Raw genomic sequence first — 20,698 nt, forward strand, 5'->3', positions numbered from 1 at the left:
ATGAGCGACTCACTGGAACTCAGCCTCGACGGCGTCGAACGCCGCTCGCTGGCGGACTTCACCGAACAGGCCTACCTCAACTACTCCATGTACGTGATCATGGACCGGGCCCTGCCGCACATCGGCGACGGCCTGAAGCCGGTGCAGCGACGCATCGTCTACGCCATGAGCGAGTTGGGGCTCGATGCCGATGCCAAGCACAAGAAGTCGGCGCGTACCGTCGGCGACGTGCTCGGCAAGTTCCACCCCCACGGCGACTCGGCCTGCTACGAAGCCATGGTGTTGATGGCGCAGCCGTTCAGCTACCGCTACACCTTGGTCGATGGCCAGGGCAACTGGGGTGCGCCCGACGATCCGAAGTCGTTCGCCGCCATGCGTTACACCGAAGCAAGGCTGTCGCGCTACGCCGAAGTGCTGCTCAACGAAGTGGGCCAAGGCACCGTGGATTGGGTGCCGAACTTCGACGGTACCCTGCAGGAACCCGCGGTATTGCCAGCGCGCCTGCCCAACATCCTGCTCAACGGCACCACCGGTATCGCCGTGGGCATGGCCACCGACGTGCCGCCGCACAACCTGCGTGAAGTGGCCAGTGCCTGCGTCCGTTTGCTCGACGAGCCCAAGGCCACGATCGAGCAGCTGTGCGAGCACATCCAGGGCCCGGACTACCCGACCGAAGCTGAGATCATCACGCCCCGCGCCGAGATCCTGAAGATCTACGAAACCGGCCGCGGCTCGATCCGCATGCGCGCCGTTTATCGTGTCGAAGATGGCGATGTGGTGGTCACCGCACTGCCGCACCAGGTCTCCGGGGCCAAGGTACTGGAGCAGATCGCCGCCCAGATGCAGGCCAAGAAGCTGCCGATGGTGGCCGACCTGCGTGACGAGTCGGACCACGAGAACCCGTGCCGCATCGTCATCATCCCGCGCTCCAACCGGGTGGATGCCGACGAACTGATGCAGCATTTGTTCGCCACCACCGACCTGGAAAGCAGCTACCGGGTCAACGTCAACATCATCGGCCTCGACGGCCGGCCGCAGCTGAAGAACCTGCGCGCCCTGTTGCTGGAGTGGCTGGAGTTCCGTACCACTACCGTCCGTCGCCGGCTGCAACACCGTCTGGACAAGGTTGAGCGTCGCCTGCACCTGCTTGAGGGCTTGTTGACGGCCTTCCTTAACCTGGATGAAGTGATTCACATCATCCGCACCGAGGAGCATCCCAAGCAGGCGTTGATCGACCGCTTCCAACTGACTGAAATCCAGGCCGACTACATCCTCGAGACCCGCCTGCGGCAGCTGGCGCGCCTTGAAGAAATGAAGATTCGCGGCGAGCAGGACGAACTACTCAAAGAGCAGGCCAAGCTGCTGGGCCTTGCTCGGCAGCGACGCCAAGCTGCGCAAGCTGGTGCGCACCGAGCTGATCAAGGACGCGGAAACCTATGGCGATGACCGCCGTTCGCCAATCGTCGAGCGTGCCGAGGCCAAGGCGCTGTCGGAAAACGAGCTGATGCCGACCGAACCGGTCACCGTCGTACTGTCGGAAAAGGGCTGGGTGCGTTGCGCCAAGGGCCACGACATCGATGCCACCGGCCTCTCGTACAAGGCGGGCGATGGCTTCAAGGCCGCCGCTGCCGGGCGCTCCAACCAGTTTGCCGTGCTGATCGACTCTACGGGCCGCAGCTATTCGGTGGCCGCGCATACCCTGCCGTCGGCGCGGGGGCAGGGCGAGCCGCTGACCGGCCGCCTGACACCGCCACCTGGGGCAACCTTCGAGTGTGTGCTGTTGCCTGACGATGACGCCCTGTATGTGGTGGCGTCGGACGCGGGCTACGGGTTCGTGGTCAAGGGCGAAGACCTGCAGGCCAAGAACAAGGCCGGCAAGGGCCTGCTCAGCCTGCCCAACGGGGCAAAAGTGATGACGCCACGCCCGGTGGCCAACCGCGAGCAGGATTGGCTGGCGGCGGTGACCACCGAGGGCCGGCTGCTGGTGTTCAAGGTCAGCGACTTGCCGCAACTTGGTAAAGGCAAGGGCAACAAGATCATCGGCGTGCCCGGTGATCGGGTGGCCAGCCGTGAAGAATTTGTCACCGATCTGGCGGTGATGGCCGAAGGGGCGACCCTTGTATTGCAAGCCGGCAAGCGTACGCTATCTCTGAAAGCGGACGACCTGGAGCACTACAAGGGCGAACGGGGCCGGCGCGGCAGCAAGCTGCCACGCGGCTTCCAGCGTGTCGATGGGTTGCAGGTGGAAGGTCCGGCGTAACCCGGTGAAATGTCTGGAACGGCAATTTCAGCGCCGTTCCAGGCAGAAATGCTGGAGTCGGACAGCTATTTCGCGGATGATATGGCCCCTGCGGTGCCGGCGTAGCCGTGTGCCCGATTGAATCTACATGAGTATCACTGCGGTCTGCCTGTGGCGACCGCCTGGATGGGATGATGAAACTTCTGCGCCTTCCATTTGCGCTGTTGATGACGGGCCTTTTGGGGCTGGGCGGATGCAGCATGCATCAGCCGGTTGCCTTGTACCAGCTCGACAGCGGTGATCCTGGCCAGCCGTCGCAAAGCGCGGGCATGGCCGTGGTGCTCGGCCCGGTGTCGGTTGCCGATTACCTGCAACGCGAGACGTTCCTGCAGCGTCAGGCCGATGGCAGCCTGAGTTCGGCGACCGACGGTCGTTGGGCGGGCAGCCTCTCGTCGGACATTGACCAGTTGCTGGTTCGCCAACTGGCCTGGCGCCTGGACAGCCAGCGCGTGGTCCTGGCACCGGCAACCGCTGGCTTCAGCCCGGACGTGCAAGTCTTGCTGTCGATTACCCGCCTGGATTCTGGCAAGGACCAGCCGGCGATTCTCGATGCCCAATGGCGTCTGCTCGACCGTCGTGGCCATGTGCGTGACAACCGCATCGTTCACCTCGAGCAGCAGCACGAGGGTAGCGAGGCGTCGCAGGTGCAGGCGCAAGGGCAATTGCTGCAAAAGCTGGCTGAACAATTGAGCACGGCGGTCAAACCGTTGGCCAATCAGCCTGCCATTGCCGAAGAGGCGCCGAAAAAGCCAGCTGCACCGGTACAGGTGAAGAAGGCGCCGGAGAAATCCAAGATCCCGATGGCTTCGCCAATCCGTACCGATATGGAAGTCTATCGGTTCTGACGGTTCCGCCAGATACGAAAAAGCCCGCACATGTGCGGGCTTTTTCGTATCTGCTACGTGATCGCTGTAGGAGCAGCCTTGCGCTGCGAAGAGGCCAGGGCTGGCAATGCATCTCTGTTGCTAGGGCCGGCCTCTTCGCAGCACAAGGCTGCTCCTACAACTGGCCTCTTCGCAGCACAAGGCTGCTCCTACAACTGGCCTCTTCGCAGCACAAGGCTGCTCCTACAACTGGCCTCTTCGCAGCACAAGGCTGCTCCTACAACTGGCCTCTTCGCAGCACAAGGCTGCTCCTACAACCGGCCTCTTCGCAGCACAAGGCTGGTCGTACAATCAGGCTCGGCGCTCGTGCATCCGCGCCAGTTGCCGTTCCAGCATCGACGGGTAAGGCTCCATCAGCCGCTCCACGCAGCACGCGCCTTCTGGGCTGGCAATCGGGCGGATTCGCGCGCGCTGACGAATCAGTGCGTCGTCGCTGATCTGGCGCTCTACCAGCAACAGGTTGCGGCTGTGCTGCGACAGCGCCAGGGCATCCTGGGCTTTTTCAGCCATCAGCAGGTCGACCAGCTCCAGTCCGTGCAGGTCGTTACCCAGGGCCAGGCCCAGCTGCAGTTGCAGGGTAATGCCACTGTCCGCGACTTCGATCTGCAAGGCATGGCCCAGTGCGCGCAGCAGCTCGCCACAGCAGATCGCATTGGTCAGGTAGTCCTCGCCACAGTCGCGGCTGTGGAACAGCACCAGAGTACTGCCGTCGTTGAGCGTGTGGGTTTCGCCCTCATACAGCGAGGCGGCATGCTCCAGGCAGTCGCGGTAGCGCTCCAGCAACTCGGTCAGGCGCGTGCGCGGCAGGCGGCGCAGTTGCTCTTGCGAGCCGAGCTGCACGGCCAGCACAGCACTGTTTTGCGGCTCGTCAGACTCGAACGGCACCGCCTTCGGGGCGCTGTCCTCGTTGTCGAGCAACCCGGCGAAGGCTTCATCGTCCTCGTCGTCTGCCTGGGCGACAACCTTGGCGCGCGGTGCAGCCTTGGGGGCCGGTGGGGCTTCGTGCAGGTGCTCGAAGGTGTCTTCGTCGTCCTCGTCTTCCGGCTCTGGCTCGGGTTCAGGCGGTGGCGGCGGGGCCAGGCGAGTGTGCAACTGGCGGGCGATGTCACCGATCTCGTCCTGACGGTCGGTGGCCGGGGTGTAGGGGTGCGGGTCGCGCAGCCAGACACGCAGTTGCAGCAGCGGCAGGGTGATATGGCGGGCCTGGCGCAGGCTCAAGCTCAGTGCCAGGGCCAGCAGGATGGCGGCGAGAATGCCCATGCTTTGCAGGCTGATCAGCATCGGCTGCTGGAACTGGCCCATGTCCAGGCTGATGCGCAGCTGCCCGGCGGTGACGTCCTGGAAGGTGATCTTGGTCTGGTACAGGCCTTCGGCCTCGCCCAGCAGGCTGTTGCGCGGGCGCTGGCCAGCTTCGGCGAGGATGCGGTTGTCCACGCTGTAGATCGCCGCATGGGCCACCAAGGGGTTTTTCACCAGGTTACCCAGCAGCACGTTGAGGCTGAGGATGTCGTTGGACACCAGCAGCTCCGTGGCCGACGTGGCCGTCTGCGTGGTCAGGCTCTGGCCGAGCGCATCCGCCTGCTCGTGCATGGCCTGCTTGAACTGCAGGCCCATCACGCAGGCATAGATGACCAGCGCCAGCGCCACCAGGAAAATGTTGGTGAAGGCGATGCGCAGCGCCAGAGGGACGCGACGTTGACTCAGGGCACGATAGATCATCAGGAAGAAGTTGTCTGGCTTGACGGGGGTGGGCCGGTTCACAGAGCTCGGCTCTTAATGGCATAAAAGTGAGGGGCAGTATAGCGACCCCGGTTTTTTCGGCAAAGTATCGTTCGTGCCCGATGGTCACGGAAAATCGGTAGAATGCGCATTTTTCATCGAAGTCGGAGTCCGGTCTTGCGCGAAATCGTCCTGATCAACATCACAGGTGAAGACCGTCCCGGTCTCACCGCGGCCATCACCGGCGTCCTGCTGCAGGGTGGTGTGAACATCCTCGACATCGGCCTGGCGGTCATGCACGGCACCTTGTCGTTCGGCATTTTGGTCGATATCCCGGACAACGAAGTGGCCACCAACCTGCTGCAAAGCGTGCAGGCCAAGGCCCATGAGCTCAATCTGCAGGCACGCTACACGCCGATTTCCGAGGCCGATTACCAGCATTGGGCCGATGGCCACGGTGAGGCGCGTCATATCGTCACCCTGCTCAGCCGCAAGATCACCCCAGAGCAGTTGCAACGGGTCAGCGCGGTCATCAGCCAGTACGGCCTGACCATCGAGCGCATCGAGCGCCTGTCTGCCCGGGTGGGCCTGGACGCCGACACCGAGAAGGGCAAGGCGGCCGTCGAGATTTCCGTGCGCGGCGAGCCGAGCGATGCCCAGGCCTTGCGTGCAGACTTCTTTGCCCTGGCCGAAGCGCTGAGCATCGACATCGCCTTCCAGAAGGACGACCTGTTCCGTCGCAACCGCCGCCTGGCGGTGTTCGACATGGACTCGACGCTGATCGAGGCCGAGGTCATCGACGAACTGGCCAAGGCTGCCGGCGTCGGCGAGCAAGTGGCTGCAATCACCGAGCGGGCCATGCGCGGCGAGCTGGACTTCCGCGCCAGCTTCAAAGAGCGCATGGCGTTGCTCAAGGGCCTGGACGTGGGCGTGCTGGATGAGATCGGTGCCTCGCTGCGCCTGACCGAAGGTGCCGAGAACCTGTTCGCCGAGCTCAAGCGCCTGGGCTACAAGACTGCGATCCTGTCGGGTGGCTTTACGTATTTCGCCCGTCAGGTGCAGGCGCGCCTGGGCATTGATTACGTGTTCGCCAACGAGCTGGAAGTGGTCGACGGCAAGGTGACTGGCGTGGCCGTTGAGCCTATCGTCGATGCGCAGCGCAAAGCTGAGCTGCTGCAGCAGTTGGCCCGCGAAGAGGGCTTGCAACTGGACCAGACGATCGCCGTGGGTGATGGCGCCAATGACCTGCCGATGCTGTCGCTGGCGGGCCTGGGCGTGGCGTTCCGTGCCAAGCCGCTGGTACGTCAATCGGCCAAGCAGGCGATTTCGACCCTGGGGCTGGACGGTGTGCTGTACCTGCTGGGGCTGCGAGATCGCGACGCGCGCGGCTGATTCGAGATGTTGGGGCTGGTTTGCAGCCCTGATCTCTGTAGGAGCAGCCTTGCGCTGCGAAGAGGCCGGTGAAGCGGCGAAGATTTAGCTGTCTTCGCTGGCCTCTTCGCAGCACAAGGCTGCGCCTACAGGGGCATGTGTACTTGCTGGCCTCAGGCTTCGGCAGGCGCTGCCAGTAGCTGCCCCATGCGCACCGCCGAACCGGCACCCAGGCTTTCTGCCCATTTCACCTGCTCTGGCCCGAACAGCACGATGGCGGTCGAACCCAGTTTGAAGCGGCCCAGTTCGGCGCCTTTCTCCAAGTGGATCGGCGCGCGGCTGCCCTCGTCGTAACGGAAGGTCTTCAGCTCACGCTTGGGCGGGGTTACCAAGCCGGCCCAGACCGTCTCGATCGAAGCGACAATCATCGCACCCACCAGCACCACGGCCATCGGCCCACGCTCGGTGTCGAACAGGCACACCACACGCTCGTTACGGGCAAACAGCTCGGGGACGTTTTCTGCAGTGGTCTGGTTCACCGAGAACAGGCGGCCCGGCACATACACCATCTCGCGCAGGGTGCCGGCCAGCGGCATGTGCACACGGTGGTAGTCCTTCGGCGACAGGTAGATGGTGGCAAACTCACCGCCCATGAATGGCGCAGCCATTGCCGGATCGCCGCCCAACAGCTCTTGCGCGCTGAAACCGTGGCCCTTTGCCTGGAAGATACGGCCGTGTTCGATCGGGCCAAGCTGGCTGACCGCGCCGTCGGCCGGGCACAGGATGGCACCCGGCGTTTCGTCCAGCGGACGGGCGCCGGGCTTCAGGGCACGGGTGAAGAAGGCGTTGAAGTGTTCGTAAGCGCTCAGGTCTTCGACCAGGGCCTCGGACATGTTCACCTGGTAGCGCTTGGCAAACCAGGCGGTGAAGGCGTTTTTGAACCAGCGTGCACGGCACTCGGCAATGCAGCCGGCCAGCCGCGACAGCAGGTGGTGCGGCAGCAGGTACTGGCTGATGATGAACAAACGGGATTTCATGCAGGTTCCTTAGACTTCTACAGGCGTGTCCGGGTGGTTGCCCCATTCGCTCCACGAGCCGGCGTAGGCCTTGACGCGTGGGTAGCCGAGGGATTTGGCCACCAGGTAGGTGAAACCGGAGCGGCGGTGGGTCTGGCAGTGGGTGATCACTTCCTTGTCGGGGGTGATGCCCAGCTTTTCGAGGACGTCGGCGATGTCCTGGCGGATGCGCAGGTGGTCATTGAGGTCCATGCCGGCGGTCCACTCGAAGTTGATCGCGCCGGGGATATGACCGCCTTTGGCCGCCAGAACCTTTTCGCCGCTGTATTCCTGCGGGCCGCGGGCGTCCCAGATGACCAGGTCATCGGCGCCCAGGCGGCTTTGCAGGTATTCGCGGGTGGCGGTTGGCTCGCCATGCACGTGCAAGCGTACGGGCGTGTTGGCCGGCGCCGGTACGTCGGTCACCAGCGTGTCTGCCGGCCAGGCCTGGATACCACCATTGAGGTAGTGGTAAGCCTTGTGGCCGATCACGTCGAGCAACCAGATGAAGCGCCCGGCCCAGCCGCCGCCTTCATCGTCATACACCACATAGACGGCGTCGTCGCGGTGGCCGAGTTCGCTGAACAGTTTTTCCAGATCGCCCAAGGCCGGCAGCAGGCCGGGCGCAGGAGGCTGGCCCAGCTGGGTGCGCTTGCCCTCGACGAAGCGTGCGCCGGGGATATGGCCGCTGACATAGCGGTTGGCGCTGCTCAGGTCGACCAGGATCAGCTGTGGCGAATCCAGGCGCGGCAGCAGGTCTGCGGCTTCGATCACCAGGGGCAGGCCGGAAAAGTCAGTCATCCACGGTCTCCAGTGTGGAAAGAGGGGCGATTGTAGCGCAAGGCTCAGCCCTTGCGGTTGGCAAACACCGACAGCGCGCGCTCGATGCATTGCGCGGTTTTACCAAAGGCTTGCACGCTGATATCGGCCAATGGCCGGCAGCCCTGGTCGGCCACCATCAGCATCAGCACCTGATCGTTTACCGCCAGCGAGCGCAGCAGCACGTGCTCGCTGCGGAACAGGGCGCGCAGCGGGGCGGGCAGCAGGGCCGAGAACTGGCTGTGGTTTTCCGGGGTGATGCGCAACTGTCCGGCCTGGGCCATCAGCTTTTGCAGCAGTTTGTTTTGCGACACCTGCAGGGCCAGGGCTCCGGCCTCTTTGGGCAAGCCGGCGGCCTGCTGCACGCGCAGGTAGTCGCTGGCCTTGTCCAGGCTCAGCAGCAGGATGCGTTGCATGCCGCAGGCCAGCAGGGCTTCGCGGGCCTGGGTGGCCAGGTGCACGGTATTGGTGAACGGGCTGGGCTGGGCCAACAGGTCCTGGCACAGCTTGCGCCAGCGCGCCAGGTCGTCGCTATTGGGCGGTGGTGGGGCCAGCATGTCCGGGTGCGGGCGGCGCTGGTGCCAGGGCCAGATCAGTGCTTCAGCCGGGTGGAACAGGGCATGCCTGGCGTGGCGGCGGGCGCTGGCCGCGGCCTGCTGGTGCACTTGCTGCTGCACGTCTTCCAGCGAGGTTTGCAGGTAGAGCGCAGTCAGCAGCTGCCAGCGCAGCAAGTGCGGGTTGTCCCAGCCCACCTGCGCCGCCAGCGCAAGGTTGTTGGCCAGCAGCACGGTGTTGGCCGGCTGGTTGAACCAGCGGCGCAGGCCCGGCTCGGCATCCAGGCGGTGTTGCTGGCTGAGCAGGTCTTCGTCGCGGGCGATGCTCAGCACCTGGGCCAGTTGTTCGCGTTCTTCCAGCAGTAAGCGGTAACCCTGGGTTACCCACTGCGGCAGGCGCCAGTACTCCGCCATGGTCCGGCACAGCGCCATGATGCGCACGCCAAACAGCTCTTCTTCTACCTGGGCGGCGTCCTCGCCCTTGTGGATAACCCGCAGCTCCCAGGTGTCGAGCAGCTTGGGGTAGGCCAGTGCCAGCGGCCACAGGGGTGACAGGAACAGCAGGCTGCCCCAGTGAATTTCCTGCCACAGCCGTGCCAGGCGGCTGGCGAACAGGCCGCTGGCCTGCTGCGAAGCGTGCTGGCTGATCAGCTGGAACTGGCTGAGCACTGGCGGGATGTCTTCGACGGGCACGGAGGGCAGGCGCTTGAGCAACTGCTCGGTGCGGGCAAGGCCCAGCCGGTTAAGGGCGATTTCCAGGCTCTCGGCAGGCTCGGCCTGGCTGGCGTTGGTCGGGTGATTGGCCTCACGCAGCACGGAAAGCACCAATGCCGGGCTGTCCTGCATCAGTTCGGCGATGTCGCGCAGCGAGCGGCGGCTGTCATTGATGGCAGCGATTACCCGGTCGTGACTGTGCTTCGGCACGGGGATGCGGACACTCTCCAGCAGCTTTACCCAAGCCTCTAACGTACGCGGCGGCTGAGCGGGCACCTTGGTTTCAATTGGCATTTTGACATCAGTCCGAACTGGCTTTTCGCTTTGAGTGGCTATAGTCTGGCGCAGTTCTGCCGATAAGTAGAAGAAGAGTTTTAAAGCTCCCAGTCTCATACCCCGACCACGACAGCAAGTGCTTTGAACCTATGGCTAAAATTATCGGCATCATCGTCGTATTCGCGAGCGTGCTCGGCGGATACGTGCTCTCCCACGGCAAGATTGCGGCGCTGATCCAGCCGTTCGAAGTACTGATCATCGGCGGTGCGGCCTTCGGTGCATTCTTGCAGGCCAACCCTGGCCACATGACCATGCACGTCATCAAGAAGTCGATGAAGATGTTCGGCTCGCGCTTCTCCCATGCCTTCTACCTGGAAGTGCTGGGCCTGGTGTACGAGATCCTCAACAAGAGCCGTCGTGAAGGCATGATGGCCATCGAGAGTGATATCGAGGACGCCGCAGCCAGCCCGATCTTCGCCAAGTACCCCACCGTGCTGGCGGATGAGCGCATGACGGCGTTCGTCTGCGACTACTTGCGCATCATGTCCACCGGCAACATGGCCCCGCACGAGCTCGAAGGCTTGTTCGACATGGAGCTGCTGAGCATGAAGGAAGAGCTCGAACACCCCTCCCATGCGGTGACCGGCATTGCCGACGGCATGCCCGGCTTCGGTATCGTTGCGGCGGTACTGGGTATCGTGGTGACCATGGCTTCGCTCGGCGACGGCGACCAGGCGGCTATCGGCATGCACGTCGGTGCAGCGTTGGTCGGTACGTTCTTCGGTATCTTGGCGGCCTATGGCTTCTTCGGCCCCTTGGCCAAGTGCCTGGAGCACGATGCCAAGGAAGAGCTCAACCTTTATGAGTCGATCAAGGCCTCGCTGGTCGCGTCGGCCTCGGGCATGCCGCCGTCCCTGGCTGTGGAATTCGGGCGCAAGGTGCTCTACCCGAAACACCGCCCAAGTTTTGCCGAGCTGGAACAAGCGGTTCGCGGTCGCTGAGTCATGGAAAACAATCAGCCGATCATCATCAAGCGCGTCAAGCGCTTCGGCGGCGGCCATCATGGCGGCGCCTGGAAAATCGCCTTTGCCGACTTCGCCACGGCGATGATGGCGTTTTTCCTGGTGCTGTGGCTGTTATCCACAGCCACCCCCGAGCAGAAAATCGCCATTGCCGGTTACTTCCAGGACCCGATCGGCTTCTCCGAGAGTGGCACGCCCTACGTGATCGACCTGGGCGGCTCGCCCGAGATGGCGCCGGAAAAGACCATCAACCCTGAGGTGAAGACCGAGCCGACACAGGAGTCCACGGTTCAGCTGAACAAGGACCAGGTCGAGACCATGGCCGAACAGGTCGAGCGCGAGCGCCTTGAGCTGTTGTTGCAGGAACTGCAGAACAAGGTCGAAGAAAACCCGCAACTGCAGAAGTTCAAGGACCAGATCCTGTTCGAGATCACCCAGGACGGTTTGCGTATCCAGATCATGGATGCCGAGAACCGGCCGATGTTCGACCTCGGCAGTGCGCGTTTGCAGCCGTATTTCGAAGACATCCTGCTGGCCATGGCTGACACCATCAAGGCGGTGCCGAACAAGATCAGCGTCAGCGGCCACACCGATGCCAAGCCGTTCGCCGGCACGGGTGAGTTCGGCAACTGGGAGTTGTCGGCCAACCGTGCAAACGCGGCGCGGCGTGCGTTGGTTGCCGGTGGCTATCCGGATGGGCAAGTGGCCCGGGTGGTGGGTTATGCGTCGTCGTCGTTGTTCGACCGCAAGAACCCGTTCAACCCGGTCAACCGGCGTATCGACATCATCGTGCTGACCAAGAAGGCCCAGCGTGATATCGAAGGTGAGCAGGCCGCGCCCGAAACGCCGCCGGCCCAGCCAGCACCGCCTGCCGGCGCCGCGCCGGGGGCTTCTTCGGCCCCTGCTGTACCGGGTGCTGAGCAAGCACCGATGCAGCCACGGGAGTTGCGCCAGAAGCTGAACATCTTCGAGGATGGCACGTTGAAGATGGACGAAGCCAAGGAGCAGTAAGTGACTGGGGCCGCTATGCGGCCCCAATGCATTCAGAACCCCCGGCGGATCTTGGCCTTGAGGTCGGCATGAAAGTAGTCGGCATTATCCCGGTCAGCCCCTAACCCTCGCCCTGGCGGCAATGACATGGCCCGCTCGAACGTGCGTTCATCGTGATACGCACGCACGAACAGGTCGATGTGCGGGCGCTCGCGCATGATCGGCCATCTGCCTAGGCACTCAGGCAGTGTGCCTGGCTCTTTGCAATAGAAACTCACCCGGCGGCAGCCCATTGCCGCGGCCCCCAGCAGCCAGGCAGTCCACCATTGTTCACCGACGCTGGCCGGCAACACGCCGACCCAATGGGTGGCATCGCTCATCTGCTGGCAGAAACTGCCATAGAGGTCATCGCGGGTCTGACCATCGCTGTCGTATTGCACCAGCTGGGTGGGGATGCCTTCGAGCAGCAGGCGCTCATTGAGGATGAACGCGTCGAGCCGCTCTTCGTGGCGGTAGCTGATAAGAACCGGCATGGCGGTTGCCCTCCCTGATAGAAGCCATGACCATCAGCGAAAGCAGGAGAAGGGGCAATAGATGACGCTAAAACCGGAGCGGTCTTACGCGCTCCGGTAATATTTCCTACAAATCAGGCGGGTTAGTAGCTGTCTTCCGGCAGGCTGGCGATGATCGAGCGGTAGCTGTTCATGCGTTGCTGCTTGATCCGGCCTTCTTCCAGTGCCTTGAGCAGCGCACAGCCCGGCTCGCGGTCATGCTTGCAGTCGCGGAAGCGGCAGGTGCCGAACAGGTCGCGGAACTCGATGAAGCCCCCTTCCACGTCATCGCGGCTGACATGGCCCAGGCCGAATTCGCGAATACCCGGCGAGTCGATCAGGTCGCCGCCGTTGGGGAAGTGGTACAGGCGCGCGGTGGTGGTGGTGTGCGTGCCTTGGCCCGACCATTCGGACAGGTCGCCGACGCGGGTGTCGGCAGCCGGCAGCAGGCTGTTGACCAGCGACGACTTGCCCACGCCCGATTGGCCGACGAACACGCTGATGTGCCCGTCCAGCATCTGCTGCAGGCGTTGCATGCCGTCACCCTGGTGGGCCGAAACCTCCAGCAGCGGGTAGCCGAGGTCGCGGTAGACCTCGAGTAGCGCCTGCAACGCCGGGGCGTTCTCGTCGTTGATCAGGTCGGCCTTGTTCAGCAGCAGCAACGGGCGGATGCCGGCGTGTTCGGCGGCTACCAAGTAGCGGTCGATCAGGTTCGGGTGGGGCTCGGGGGCTGGCGCGAAGACGATCACGATCAGGTCGACGTTGGCCGCCACCGGCTTGAGCTGGCCGTGGTTGTTTGGCCGGCACAGCTCGGTGCTGCGCGGCATCTGCGCGACGATAACGCCGATGCCCTGGTTGCCCGCCCGCCAGACCACGCGGTCGCCGGTGACCAGCGCAGGCAGGTTGGCCCGCAGGTGGCAGCGGAAGATCTGCCCAGCTACGTCGCCGTCCTGGGCTTCGACCTCGACCTGCACGCCAAAGTGCGCGATCACCAGGCCCAGTTGCTCTGGCCCCAGGTCGCCGCCTTCCAGCTCTTGCAGCGTGTGCTGCTCGCGTTTGGCGGCGCGAGCGGCGCGCTCGTTCTGGATTTTTTCGATACGCCAGTTTTGGCGACGATTGAGCTGGCGTTTGGCCATGAAGATTCCGTGCTGGGACAGATTGAAAACGGCAGGCAGTTTAGCACGCCGGGCGCTCGACCATTCTGCTTACCTTTGCACCACGCGCCGCACATGCGCCCGCCGCACTCGCTAGGCTACTATGACGGCCTATACGAGGAGCCCCTGCATGCAAAACCCACAGAACCTGATCTGGATCGACCTGGAAATGACCGGCCTGGATCCGGACAGCGACGTCATCATCGAGATGGCCACGATTGTCACCGACAGCGATCTGAACACCCTGGCCGAAGGCCCGGTGATCGCCATTCACCACAGTGACGAAGTGCTGGCGCGCATGGACGAATGGAATACCCGTACCCACGGCGGCTCGGGCCTGACCCAGCGCGTGCGCGAGAGCAAGGTCAGCATGGCCGAGGCCGAGGCCCAGACCATCGCCTTCCTCGAGCAATGGGTGCCCAAGGGCAAGTCGCCGATCTGCGGCAACAGCATCTGCCAGGACCGCCGGTTCCTGTATCGCCACATGCGCAACCTGGAAAACTACTTCCACTACCGCAACCTCGACGTCTCGACCCTTAAAGAGCTGGCCGCACGCTGGGCGCCGAATGTGCGCGACAGTTTCAAGAAGGGCGGCACCCACCTGGCGCTGGACGATATCCGCGAGTCGATTGCCGAACTGCGCCATTACCGCGAGCACTTCATCAAGGTGTGAAGCGTGAGGGCGCAGATATTGTGTCTGTGCCCTCTTTTGGTGCCCTGGGCAACTGGTTAGACTGCGCGCCTTTCTCGCACGGACTCGCACCATGTTGTTGATGCTCTACCTCATTGCCATCACCGCTGAAGCCATGACCGGCGCGTTGTCTGCCGGCCGCCGCGGCATGGACTGGTTCGGCGTGGTGCTGATTGCCTGTGTCACGGCCCTGGGTGGCGGCTCGGTGCGCGACGTGCTGCTCGGGCATTACCCGCTGACCTGGGTCAAGCACCCTGAGTACCTGGTGCTGACCAGTTGCGCGGCACTGCTGACGATTTTCATCGCCCCCATGATGCGCCGCTTGCGCTCGATGTTCCTGGTGCTAGACGCCCTGGGGTTGGTGGCCTTTACCTTGATCGGTTGCATGACGGCGCTGGAGATGGGGCAGGGCATGCTGGTGGCGTCGATCAGCGGCGTGATCACCGGGGTGTTTGGGGGGATCTTGCGCGATATCTTCTGTAACGACATCCCGCTGGTGTTCCGTCGCGAGCTGTATGCCAGTGTGTCGTTCGCGGCGGCGTGGTTCTATCTGGGGTGTGTGCACTTCCAGTTGCCAGCGGAGCAGGCCATGTTGCTGACCTTGTTCGGCGGGTTTCTGCTGCGCTTGCTGGCGATCCGGTTCCACTGGGAAATGCCCAAGTTCCACTACAACGACCAGCAATAGAGCCGCCTTCAGGTGGAACGCGGTCACTGTGGGAGCGGGTTTACCCGCGAAGCAGGCACCGCGGTGTAGGGCACCGGCTCCGCCGGTGTTCGCGGGTGAACCCGCTCCCACAGGGATGGCGTGGTTACTGGATACCGTGCCGTTCCAGCGCCCACTCCACATGCTCGCGCACCAGTGCCGAGGCATCCTCGCGCCGTGCCTTCAGGGCCTCGATCACCGGGATCGTCGAAGGCGCATTGCCCAACCCCACGGCCAGGTTACGCAACCAGCGCTCATAACCCGCGCGCCGCAATGGCCCGCCTTCGGTCTTGCGCAGGAAGGTCTTCTCGTCCCACAAGAACATCTCGGCCAGCTCGGCATTTTCCAACCCGTGGCGCGGCTGGAAGTCATGCTCCTGCGTGGGCCGGGCAAAGCGGTTCCATGGGCAGACGATCTGGCAGTCGTCGCAACCAAACACCCGGTTGCCCATCATCGAGCGCAACTCGACGGGGATCGCCCCCTTGAGCTCGATGGTCAGGTAGGAAATGCAGCGCCGGGCATCCAGCACATAAGGCCCGACAAAGGCTTTGGTCGGGCAGATGTCCAGGCACGCCTCGCAACGCCCGCAGTGCTCGCTGGTGTGCGCGTCGTCCACCGGCAACGGCAGGTCGACGAACAGCTCGGCCAAAAAGAAGTAGCTGCCGGCCTTGCGGTTGAGCAGCAGGGTGTTCTTGCCGATCCAGCCCAGCCCGGCTTGCTCGGCAATCGCCTTTTCCAGCACCGGGGCGCTGTCGACGAAGGCCCGGTAGCCGAACGGGCCGATGGCTTCCTGGATGCGATCGGCCAGGTGCTGCACGCGCTTGCGCACCAGCTTGTGGTAGTCGCGGCCAAGGGCGTAGCGCGATACGTAGGCCTTTTCCGGCTGGGCCAGGCGTTGCGCCATCTGCGTGTCGCCGGGCAAGTAATCCATGCGCAGCGAGACCACCCTTACCGTGCCGGGGATCAACTGGTCGGGGTGTGCGCGTTTGCCATCGTGAGCGGCCAGGTATTCCATCTCGCCCTGATAGCCGGCTTCTAGCCAGCGCTGCAGGTGCTTTTCGTGCTCGCCAAGGTCCACCCCGGCGATGCCGACATGGGCAAAACCGAGTTCTTGGCCCCAGATTTTGATGGATTGGGCCAGGGCGGGGAGGTCAAGTGTGCAAGCGGACATGGATGGGCAGGCAATACGGGCTCAGGTGCGTATAATTCTGCCAGACATTGGAGCCTTTGACCCCATGCCCCAGACCAAACAACCCGCGCATGCCCCGCAACTGCTCAGCAGCGTGACCGTCGCGCACCTGCCGGCGAGGCCTGCGCATGCCCATAAAAGTGACTTCGGCCATGTGCTGGTGGTTGGCGGCGACCTCGGTACGGGCGGTGCGGTGCTACTGAGTGCCGAAGCCGCGCTGCGCTGTGGTGCCGGGTTGGTCAGCGTGGCGACGCGTCCTGAACATGTCGGCGCATGCCTGGCCCGCCTGCCGGAAGCCATGTGCCTGGGCGTGAGTTCGGCCAATCAGCTGATGGGCGTGCTGGAGCGTGCCTCGGTGCTGGTGGTCGGCCCAGGGTTGGGGCAGGCGGCGTGGGGCCGTAGCCTGTTGTCGGCAGTGGCCAACGCTGAGCAACCGCAGGTCTGGGATGCCGATGCCTTGAACCTGCTGGCGCGCACGCCCCTGGCCCTGCCCAGCGGCAGCATCCTCACCCCGCACCCGGGGGAGGCGGCGCGGTTGCTGGGGATTTCCACCGAGGCCGTGCAAGCTGACCGCCCAGGGGCTGCGCGCAAGCTTGCCCGCCGCTATGCCAGCGTCTGCGTGCTGAAGGGCGCCGGTACCCTGGTGGCCGACCCGAGCGGGCAGTTGGCGCGGTGTGACCGTGGGCACCCGGCCATGGCCGGCGCCGGCCTGGGCGATGTGTTGACCGGCGTGCTGGCGGCGCTGCTGGCTCAAGGCTTGGGGGCCTGGGAGGCCGCCTGCTTGGGGGCGTGGCTGCATGCCTGTGCGGGCGAGCGCCTGGGCGTCAAAGGTAGAGGCCTGGCAGCCAGTGATCTGGCGCCGGTCATTCGTGAGTTGTTGGAGGAGCATTCTGCGTGTCTGGCTTAAACCTGTTTCTGGCCGATGAAGCGGCCATGGTCGCGTTTGGTGCGCGGCTTGCCGAAGTGACCGGCGGTCATGGCGTGATTTTTCTCGAAGGTGACCTGGGGGCGGGCAAGACCACGCTCTCGCGTGGCCTGATCCGTGGCTTGGGCCATACTGGTGCAGTCAAGAGCCCGACCTTTACCGTGGTCGAACCGTACGAGATTGGTGAGGTGCGTGCGTTCCATTTCGACCTGTATCGCCTGGTCGATCCGGAGGAGCTGGAGTACATGGGCATACGTGACTACTTCGAGGGCGATGCGCTGTGCCTGTTCGAGTGGCCACAAAAGGGTGCGGGCGTTTTGCCAAAGCCTGACCTGACCATTACCATAAGCCCCCAAGCGAGCGGACGCTCGCTGAACCTTTCGCCGCAGGGGGCTCGCGGTGAGGCTTGGTGCGTTGCACTGGGCAAACACTAAAACTGTAAGTGGGGTAGGTATGCGCATACGCGCACTGGTCGCCATCGTTGGGCTGCTGCTGACAACGGTGACCGTTGACGCTCTGGCCGTCACTCAAGTCAAGAGCATGCGCCTGTGGCGCGCGCCGGACAACACGCGGCTGGTCTTCGACCTGTCTGGCCCCGTGCAGCACAGCGTCTTCACCCTCAGCGCGCCAGACCGCCTGGTCATCGACATCAATGGTGCGACCCTGGCCGCGCCGTTGAACGTAGCGACGTCCAACACGCCGATCAGCAGCGTGCGTTCGGCCCAGCGTACGCCTACCGACCTGCGCGTGGTGGTCGACCTGAAAAAGTCGGTCACGCCCAAGAGCTTCACCTTGGCGCCCAATGCCCAGTACGGCAACCGCCTGGTGGTCGACCTGTACGACCAGGAAGCCGACGCCGTCGCTGCCAGTACACCGCCCCCGCCGCCGACGCCCGTGCAAACGCCGGTGACCACGCCTGCGGTGCCGGTGAGCCCGGCCCAGCCGGCCATCAAGCTGCCACCCGTGCCCAGCGGCAAACGTGACATCGTGGTCGCCATCGACGCCGGCCACGGCGGCGAAGACCCGGGCGCTTCCGGCTCGCGCGGCCAGCATGAAAAAGACATCGTCCTGCAGATCGCTCAGGAGCTGCAGCGCCAGATCAACAGCGAGAAGGGCTTCCGCGCCGAGCTGACCCGCACCGGTGACTACTTCATTCCTCTGCGCAAACGCACCGAAATCGCCCGTAAGAAGGGTGCCGACCTGTTCGTCTCGATCCACGCCGACGCCGCGCCGTCCAAGGCCGCCTTCGGTGCCTCGGTCTTTGCATTGTCCGACCGTGGCGCCACGTCCGAGACCGCACGCTGGCTGGCCGACACGGAAAACCGCTCCGACCTGATCGGCGGTGCCGGCAACGTCAGCCTCGACGACAAGGACCGCATGCTCGCGGGCGTGTTGCTCGACCTGTCGATGACCGCCACGCTCAGCTCCAGCCTCAATGTGGGCCAGAAGGTGCTGGGCAACATGGGCCGCATCACCTCGCTGCACAAGCAGCGTGTGGAGCAGGCAGGCTTCATGGTGCTCAAGTCGCCGGATATCCCGTCGATCCTCGTTGAAACCGGGTTTATCTCCAACGCCAACGAAGCTGCCAAGCTGGCTACCCGCAGCCATCAGCAGGCCCTGGCCCGCTCGATCCATACCGGCGTGCGCCAGTTCTTCCAGCAAAACCCACCGCCGGGCACTTACATTGCCTGGCTGCGCGACACCGGCAAGATCGCAGCCGGCCCACGTGAACACACCGTGCGCCCGGGTGAAACCCTGGCCATGCTCGCGGTGCGCTATCAGGTCAGCGTGGCCAGCCTGCGCAGCACTAACAGCCTCAAGACCGATGAGCTGAAAGTCGGCCAGCGTCTGGACGTGCCGGCCACTACCCTGGCTTCGCAGCAATGAGTGGTGGTTCACGCATCCAGCTGCTCAGCCCGCGGCTGGCTAACCAGATTGCCGCGGGGGAGGTGGTCGAGCGCCCGGCCTCCGTGGCCAAGGAGTTGCTGGAAAACAGCCTCGACTCCGGTGCCCGGCGCATCGATGTTGAAGTCGAGCAAGGTGGCGTCAAGCTGCTGCGGGTACGCGACGATGGCGGCGGGATTTCTGCCGATGACCTGCCGCTGGCGCTGGCCCGTCACGCCACCAGCAAGATCCGTGAACTTGAAGACCTCGAAGGCGTACTGAGCCTGGGTTTCCGCGGCGAGGCCCTGGCCTCGATCAGCTCGGTGGCGCGCCTGACCCTGACGTCGCGCACGGCCAACGCCAGCGAAGCCTGGCAGGTCGAGACCGAAGGCCGCGACATGACCCCGCGCGTGCAACCGGCAGCGCACCCGGTGGGTACCTCGGTCGAAGTGCGTGACCTGTTCTTCAATACCCCGGCCCGGCGCAAGTTCCTCAAGGCCGAGAAAACCGAATTCGATCACCTGCAGGAAGTCATCCGTCGCCTGGCCCTGGCCCGCTTCGATGTCGGCTTCCACCTGCGCCATAACGGCAAGAGCATCCTCAGCCTGCATGAGGCCCATGATGAAACCGCCCGTGCGCGGCGCGTAGGCGCCATCTGCGGGCCGGGCTTCATGGAGCAGGCGCTGCCCATCGATGTCGAGCGCAACGGCCTGCGTTTGTGGGGCTGGGTGGGGCTGCCGACCTTCTCACGGAGCCAGGCCGACCTGCAGTACTTCTTCGTCAATGGCCGGGCAGTGCGCGACAAGCTGGTCGCCCACGCTGTGCGCCAGGCGTACCGAGATGTGCTGTTCAATGGCCGGCACCCGACCTTTGTGCTGTTCCTCGAACTCGAGCCCAACGGCGTGGACGTCAACGTGCACCCGACCAAGCACGAAGTGCGCTTCCGTGAAGGGCGTTCGGTGCATGACTTCCTGTATGGCACCTTGCACCGCGCCCTGGCCGACGTGCGCCCCGAGGACCAACTGGCTGCGCCCGCTGCGGCTGCCGACATCGTCCGCCCCAGTGGCCAGCAGGCCGGTGAGTTTGGCCCTCAAGGCGAGATGCGCCTGGCCTCGCCGGTGCTTGAGCAGCCTCGTGCGCCGCAGTTTTCGATTTCCAATGGTGGCAGTGGCTCGGGCTATCAGTCCCAGTACAGCCCGCGTCCGTCGCAGCCGTTGCCGGCGGCTGAGTCGCAGGCGGTGTATCGCGAGTTCTACAAGCCGCTGAGCGATGGCGCGGCTGCACCTTCGTCGCTGCCGGAAAGCCAGGGTGACATTCCACCGCTGGGTTATGCCCTGGCTCAGCTCAAGGGCATCTACATCTTGGCCGAGAATGCTGTCGGCCTGGTGTTGGTGGACATGCACGCCGCGCATGAGCGGATCATGTACGAGCGGCTCAAGGTGGCCATGGCCAGCGAAGGCCTGAGCGGTCAGCCGCTGCTGGTGCCTGAGTCGTTGGCCTTGAGCCAGCGCGAAGCCGACTGCGCCGAAGAGCACGCCCAATGGTTCCAGCGCCTGGGCTTCGAGTTGCAGCGGCTGGGCCCCGAGACCCTGGCGATCCGGCAGATCCCGGCGTTGCTCAAGCAAGCCGAGGCCAACCGCCTGGTGCAGGATGTGCTCGCCGACCTGATGGAATATGGCACCAGCGACCGCATACAGGCGCACCTCAACGAACTGCTCGGCACCATGGCCTGCCACGGCGCCGTGCGCGCCAACCGGCGCCTGGCCATCCCCGAAATGAACGCACTGCTGCGCGACATGGAAAACACCGAGCGCAGCGGCCAGTGCAACCACGGCCGACCGACCTGGACCCAAATGGGCCTGGACGACCTGGACAAACTTTTCCTGCGCGGTCGATGA

General features: G+C 64.1%; 17 protein-coding genes and 1 pseudogene. 11 read left to right on the forward strand and 7 right to left on the reverse strand.

What is annotated here, in order from left to right:
- Together parC and AB7M33_RS11455 are read left to right on the forward strand one after the other, a co-directional pair.
- Positions 1 to 2,260 (forward strand): annotated as a pseudogene (parC, locus tag AB7M33_RS11450) (DNA topoisomerase IV subunit A).
- 173 nt (positions 2,261 to 2,433) lie between these two features.
- On the forward strand, positions 2,434 to 3,144 hold the full coding sequence (locus AB7M33_RS11455; protein WP_027592513.1) for a PqiC family protein: 711 nt from the start codon (positions 2,434 to 2,436) through the stop codon (positions 3,142 to 3,144).
- A 330-nt stretch (positions 3,145 to 3,474) separates the two neighbouring features.
- On the opposite strand, the gene AB7M33_RS11460 is transcribed toward AB7M33_RS11455, so the two are convergent.
- The gene (locus tag AB7M33_RS11460) at positions 3,475 to 4,944 is read right to left on the reverse strand and encodes an AhpA/YtjB family protein (RefSeq protein ID WP_265968234.1); all 1,470 of its coding nucleotides are present in this window, start codon (positions 4,942 to 4,944) and stop codon (positions 3,475 to 3,477) included.
- A gap of 135 nt (positions 4,945 to 5,079) precedes the next feature.
- Between AB7M33_RS11460 and serB the strand changes: the two genes are divergently transcribed.
- On the forward strand, positions 5,080 to 6,294 hold the full coding sequence (serB, locus tag AB7M33_RS11465; RefSeq protein ID WP_027592515.1) for a phosphoserine phosphatase SerB: 1,215 nt from the start codon (positions 5,080 to 5,082) through the stop codon (positions 6,292 to 6,294).
- A 152-nt stretch (positions 6,295 to 6,446) separates the two neighbouring features.
- Here the strand turns inward: serB and asd are convergent, their stop codons facing one another.
- Genes asd through AB7M33_RS11480 form a run of 3 tightly spaced genes read right to left on the reverse strand, consistent with a single transcriptional unit; the run spans position 6,447 to position 9,709 of the window.
- On the reverse strand, positions 6,447 to 7,310 hold the full coding sequence (asd, locus tag AB7M33_RS11470; protein ID WP_099430587.1) for an archaetidylserine decarboxylase: 864 nt from the start codon (positions 7,308 to 7,310) through the stop codon (positions 6,447 to 6,449).
- A 9-nt stretch (positions 7,311 to 7,319) separates the two neighbouring features.
- The gene (locus AB7M33_RS11475) at positions 7,320 to 8,129 is read right to left on the reverse strand and encodes a rhodanese-like domain-containing protein (protein WP_027592517.1); all 810 of its coding nucleotides are present in this window, start codon (positions 8,127 to 8,129) and stop codon (positions 7,320 to 7,322) included.
- A gap of 44 nt (positions 8,130 to 8,173) precedes the next feature.
- On the reverse strand, positions 8,174 to 9,709 hold the full coding sequence (locus tag AB7M33_RS11480; RefSeq protein ID WP_027592518.1) for an HDOD domain-containing protein: 1,536 nt from the start codon (positions 9,707 to 9,709) through the stop codon (positions 8,174 to 8,176).
- A gap of 131 nt (positions 9,710 to 9,840) precedes the next feature.
- On the opposite strand from AB7M33_RS11480, the gene motA reads away from it, so the two are divergent.
- Both motA and motB read left to right on the forward strand, forming a co-directional pair.
- A complete protein-coding gene (gene motA, locus AB7M33_RS11485; RefSeq protein WP_027592519.1) occupies positions 9,841 to 10,692 on the forward strand; it encodes a flagellar motor stator protein MotA in 852 nt (283 codons plus the stop codon).
- 3 nt (positions 10,693 to 10,695) lie between these two features.
- Positions 10,696 to 11,724 (forward strand): flagellar motor protein MotB, encoded by a 1,029-nt coding sequence (gene motB / locus AB7M33_RS11490; RefSeq protein ID WP_027592520.1) that lies wholly within the window; start codon positions 10,696 to 10,698, stop codon positions 11,722 to 11,724.
- Positions 11,725 to 11,756: 32 nt separating this feature from the next.
- Here motB and AB7M33_RS11495 read toward each other — a convergent pair whose 3' ends face one another.
- Both AB7M33_RS11495 and rsgA read right to left on the reverse strand, forming a co-directional pair.
- Complete coding sequence (locus tag AB7M33_RS11495; RefSeq protein WP_454242856.1) at positions 11,757 to 12,236, reverse strand: molecular chaperone Tir; 480 nt, start codon at positions 12,234 to 12,236, stop codon at positions 11,757 to 11,759.
- 122 nt (positions 12,237 to 12,358) lie between these two features.
- Entirely contained in the window at positions 12,359 to 13,390 is a 1,032-nt protein-coding gene (gene rsgA, locus AB7M33_RS11500) for a small ribosomal subunit biogenesis GTPase RsgA (RefSeq protein ID WP_099430585.1), read from the reverse strand.
- Positions 13,391 to 13,538: 148 nt separating this feature from the next.
- On the opposite strand from rsgA, the gene orn reads away from it, so the two are divergent.
- Together orn and AB7M33_RS11510 are read left to right on the forward strand one after the other, a co-directional pair.
- Positions 13,539 to 14,081: an oligoribonuclease gene (orn, locus tag AB7M33_RS11505; RefSeq protein WP_085272301.1), complete on the forward strand. Its 543-nt coding sequence runs from the start codon at positions 13,539 to 13,541 to the stop codon at positions 14,079 to 14,081.
- A 91-nt stretch (positions 14,082 to 14,172) separates the two neighbouring features.
- Positions 14,173 to 14,784, forward strand: coding sequence for a trimeric intracellular cation channel family protein (locus AB7M33_RS11510; RefSeq protein WP_027592524.1), 612 nt, complete (start codon positions 14,173 to 14,175; stop codon positions 14,782 to 14,784).
- Positions 14,785 to 14,908: 124 nt separating this feature from the next.
- Here AB7M33_RS11510 and queG read toward each other — a convergent pair whose 3' ends face one another.
- A complete protein-coding gene (queG, locus tag AB7M33_RS11515) occupies positions 14,909 to 15,973 on the reverse strand; it encodes a tRNA epoxyqueuosine(34) reductase QueG (RefSeq protein ID WP_265968231.1) in 1,065 nt (354 codons plus the stop codon).
- A gap of 64 nt (positions 15,974 to 16,037) precedes the next feature.
- Here queG and AB7M33_RS11520 point away from each other — a divergent pair, with 64 nt between their 5' ends.
- From AB7M33_RS11520 to mutL, 4 genes are read left to right on the forward strand one after another with little or no spacing between them, the layout of a single operon-like run.
- Positions 16,038 to 16,898, forward strand: coding sequence for an NAD(P)H-hydrate dehydratase (locus AB7M33_RS11520; protein WP_027592526.1), 861 nt, complete (start codon positions 16,038 to 16,040; stop codon positions 16,896 to 16,898).
- Positions 16,886 to 17,350: a tRNA (adenosine(37)-N6)-threonylcarbamoyltransferase complex ATPase subunit type 1 TsaE gene (gene tsaE, locus AB7M33_RS11525; protein ID WP_099430583.1), complete on the forward strand. Its 465-nt coding sequence runs from the start codon at positions 16,886 to 16,888 to the stop codon at positions 17,348 to 17,350. Before AB7M33_RS11520 ends, tsaE begins: the two co-directional genes overlap by 13 nt.
- Positions 17,351 to 17,369: 19 nt before the next feature.
- The gene (locus AB7M33_RS11530; protein WP_027592528.1) at positions 17,370 to 18,803 is read left to right on the forward strand and encodes an N-acetylmuramoyl-L-alanine amidase; all 1,434 of its coding nucleotides are present in this window, start codon (positions 17,370 to 17,372) and stop codon (positions 18,801 to 18,803) included.
- Positions 18,800 to 20,698 carry a DNA mismatch repair endonuclease MutL gene (gene mutL, locus AB7M33_RS11535; RefSeq protein ID WP_027592529.1) on the forward strand — a complete coding sequence of 633 codons (1,899 nt, stop codon included), beginning with the start codon at positions 18,800 to 18,802 and terminating at the stop codon, positions 20,696 to 20,698. The genes AB7M33_RS11530 and mutL overlap by 4 nt, the downstream gene beginning before the upstream one ends.

The organism is Pseudomonas sp. Y3 TE3536, assembly GCF_053629175.1.

Coding starts and splice junctions, on each gene's coding strand:
- AB7M33_RS11455 (WP_027592513.1), top strand. CDS start 2,434: ATGAAACTTCTGCGCCTTCCATTTGCGCTGTTGATGACGGGCCTTTTG.
- asd (WP_099430587.1), bottom strand. CDS start 7,310: ATGAAATCCCGTTTGTTCATCATCAGCCAGTACCTGCTGCCGCACCAC.
- AB7M33_RS11475 (WP_027592517.1), bottom strand. CDS start 8,129: ATGACTGACTTTTCCGGCCTGCCCCTGGTGATCGAAGCCGCAGACCTG.
- AB7M33_RS11480 (WP_027592518.1), bottom strand. CDS start 9,709: ATGCCAATTGAAACCAAGGTGCCCGCTCAGCCGCCGCGTACGTTAGAG.
- motA (WP_027592519.1), top strand. CDS start 9,841: ATGGCTAAAATTATCGGCATCATCGTCGTATTCGCGAGCGTGCTCGGC.
- motB (WP_027592520.1), top strand. CDS start 10,696: ATGGAAAACAATCAGCCGATCATCATCAAGCGCGTCAAGCGCTTCGGC.
- AB7M33_RS11495 (WP_454242856.1), bottom strand. CDS start 12,236: ATGCCGGTTCTTATCAGCTACCGCCACGAAGAGCGGCTCGACGCGTTC.
- rsgA (WP_099430585.1), bottom strand. CDS start 13,390: ATGGCCAAACGCCAGCTCAATCGTCGCCAAAACTGGCGTATCGAAAAA.
- orn (WP_085272301.1), top strand. CDS start 13,539: ATGCAAAACCCACAGAACCTGATCTGGATCGACCTGGAAATGACCGGC.
- AB7M33_RS11510 (WP_027592524.1), top strand. CDS start 14,173: ATGTTGTTGATGCTCTACCTCATTGCCATCACCGCTGAAGCCATGACC.
- queG (WP_265968231.1), bottom strand. CDS start 15,973: ATGTCCGCTTGCACACTTGACCTCCCCGCCCTGGCCCAATCCATCAAA.
- AB7M33_RS11520 (WP_027592526.1), top strand. CDS start 16,038: ATGCCCCAGACCAAACAACCCGCGCATGCCCCGCAACTGCTCAGCAGC.
- AB7M33_RS11530 (WP_027592528.1), top strand. CDS start 17,370: ATGCGCATACGCGCACTGGTCGCCATCGTTGGGCTGCTGCTGACAACG.
- mutL (WP_027592529.1), top strand. CDS start 18,800: ATGAGTGGTGGTTCACGCATCCAGCTGCTCAGCCCGCGGCTGGCTAAC.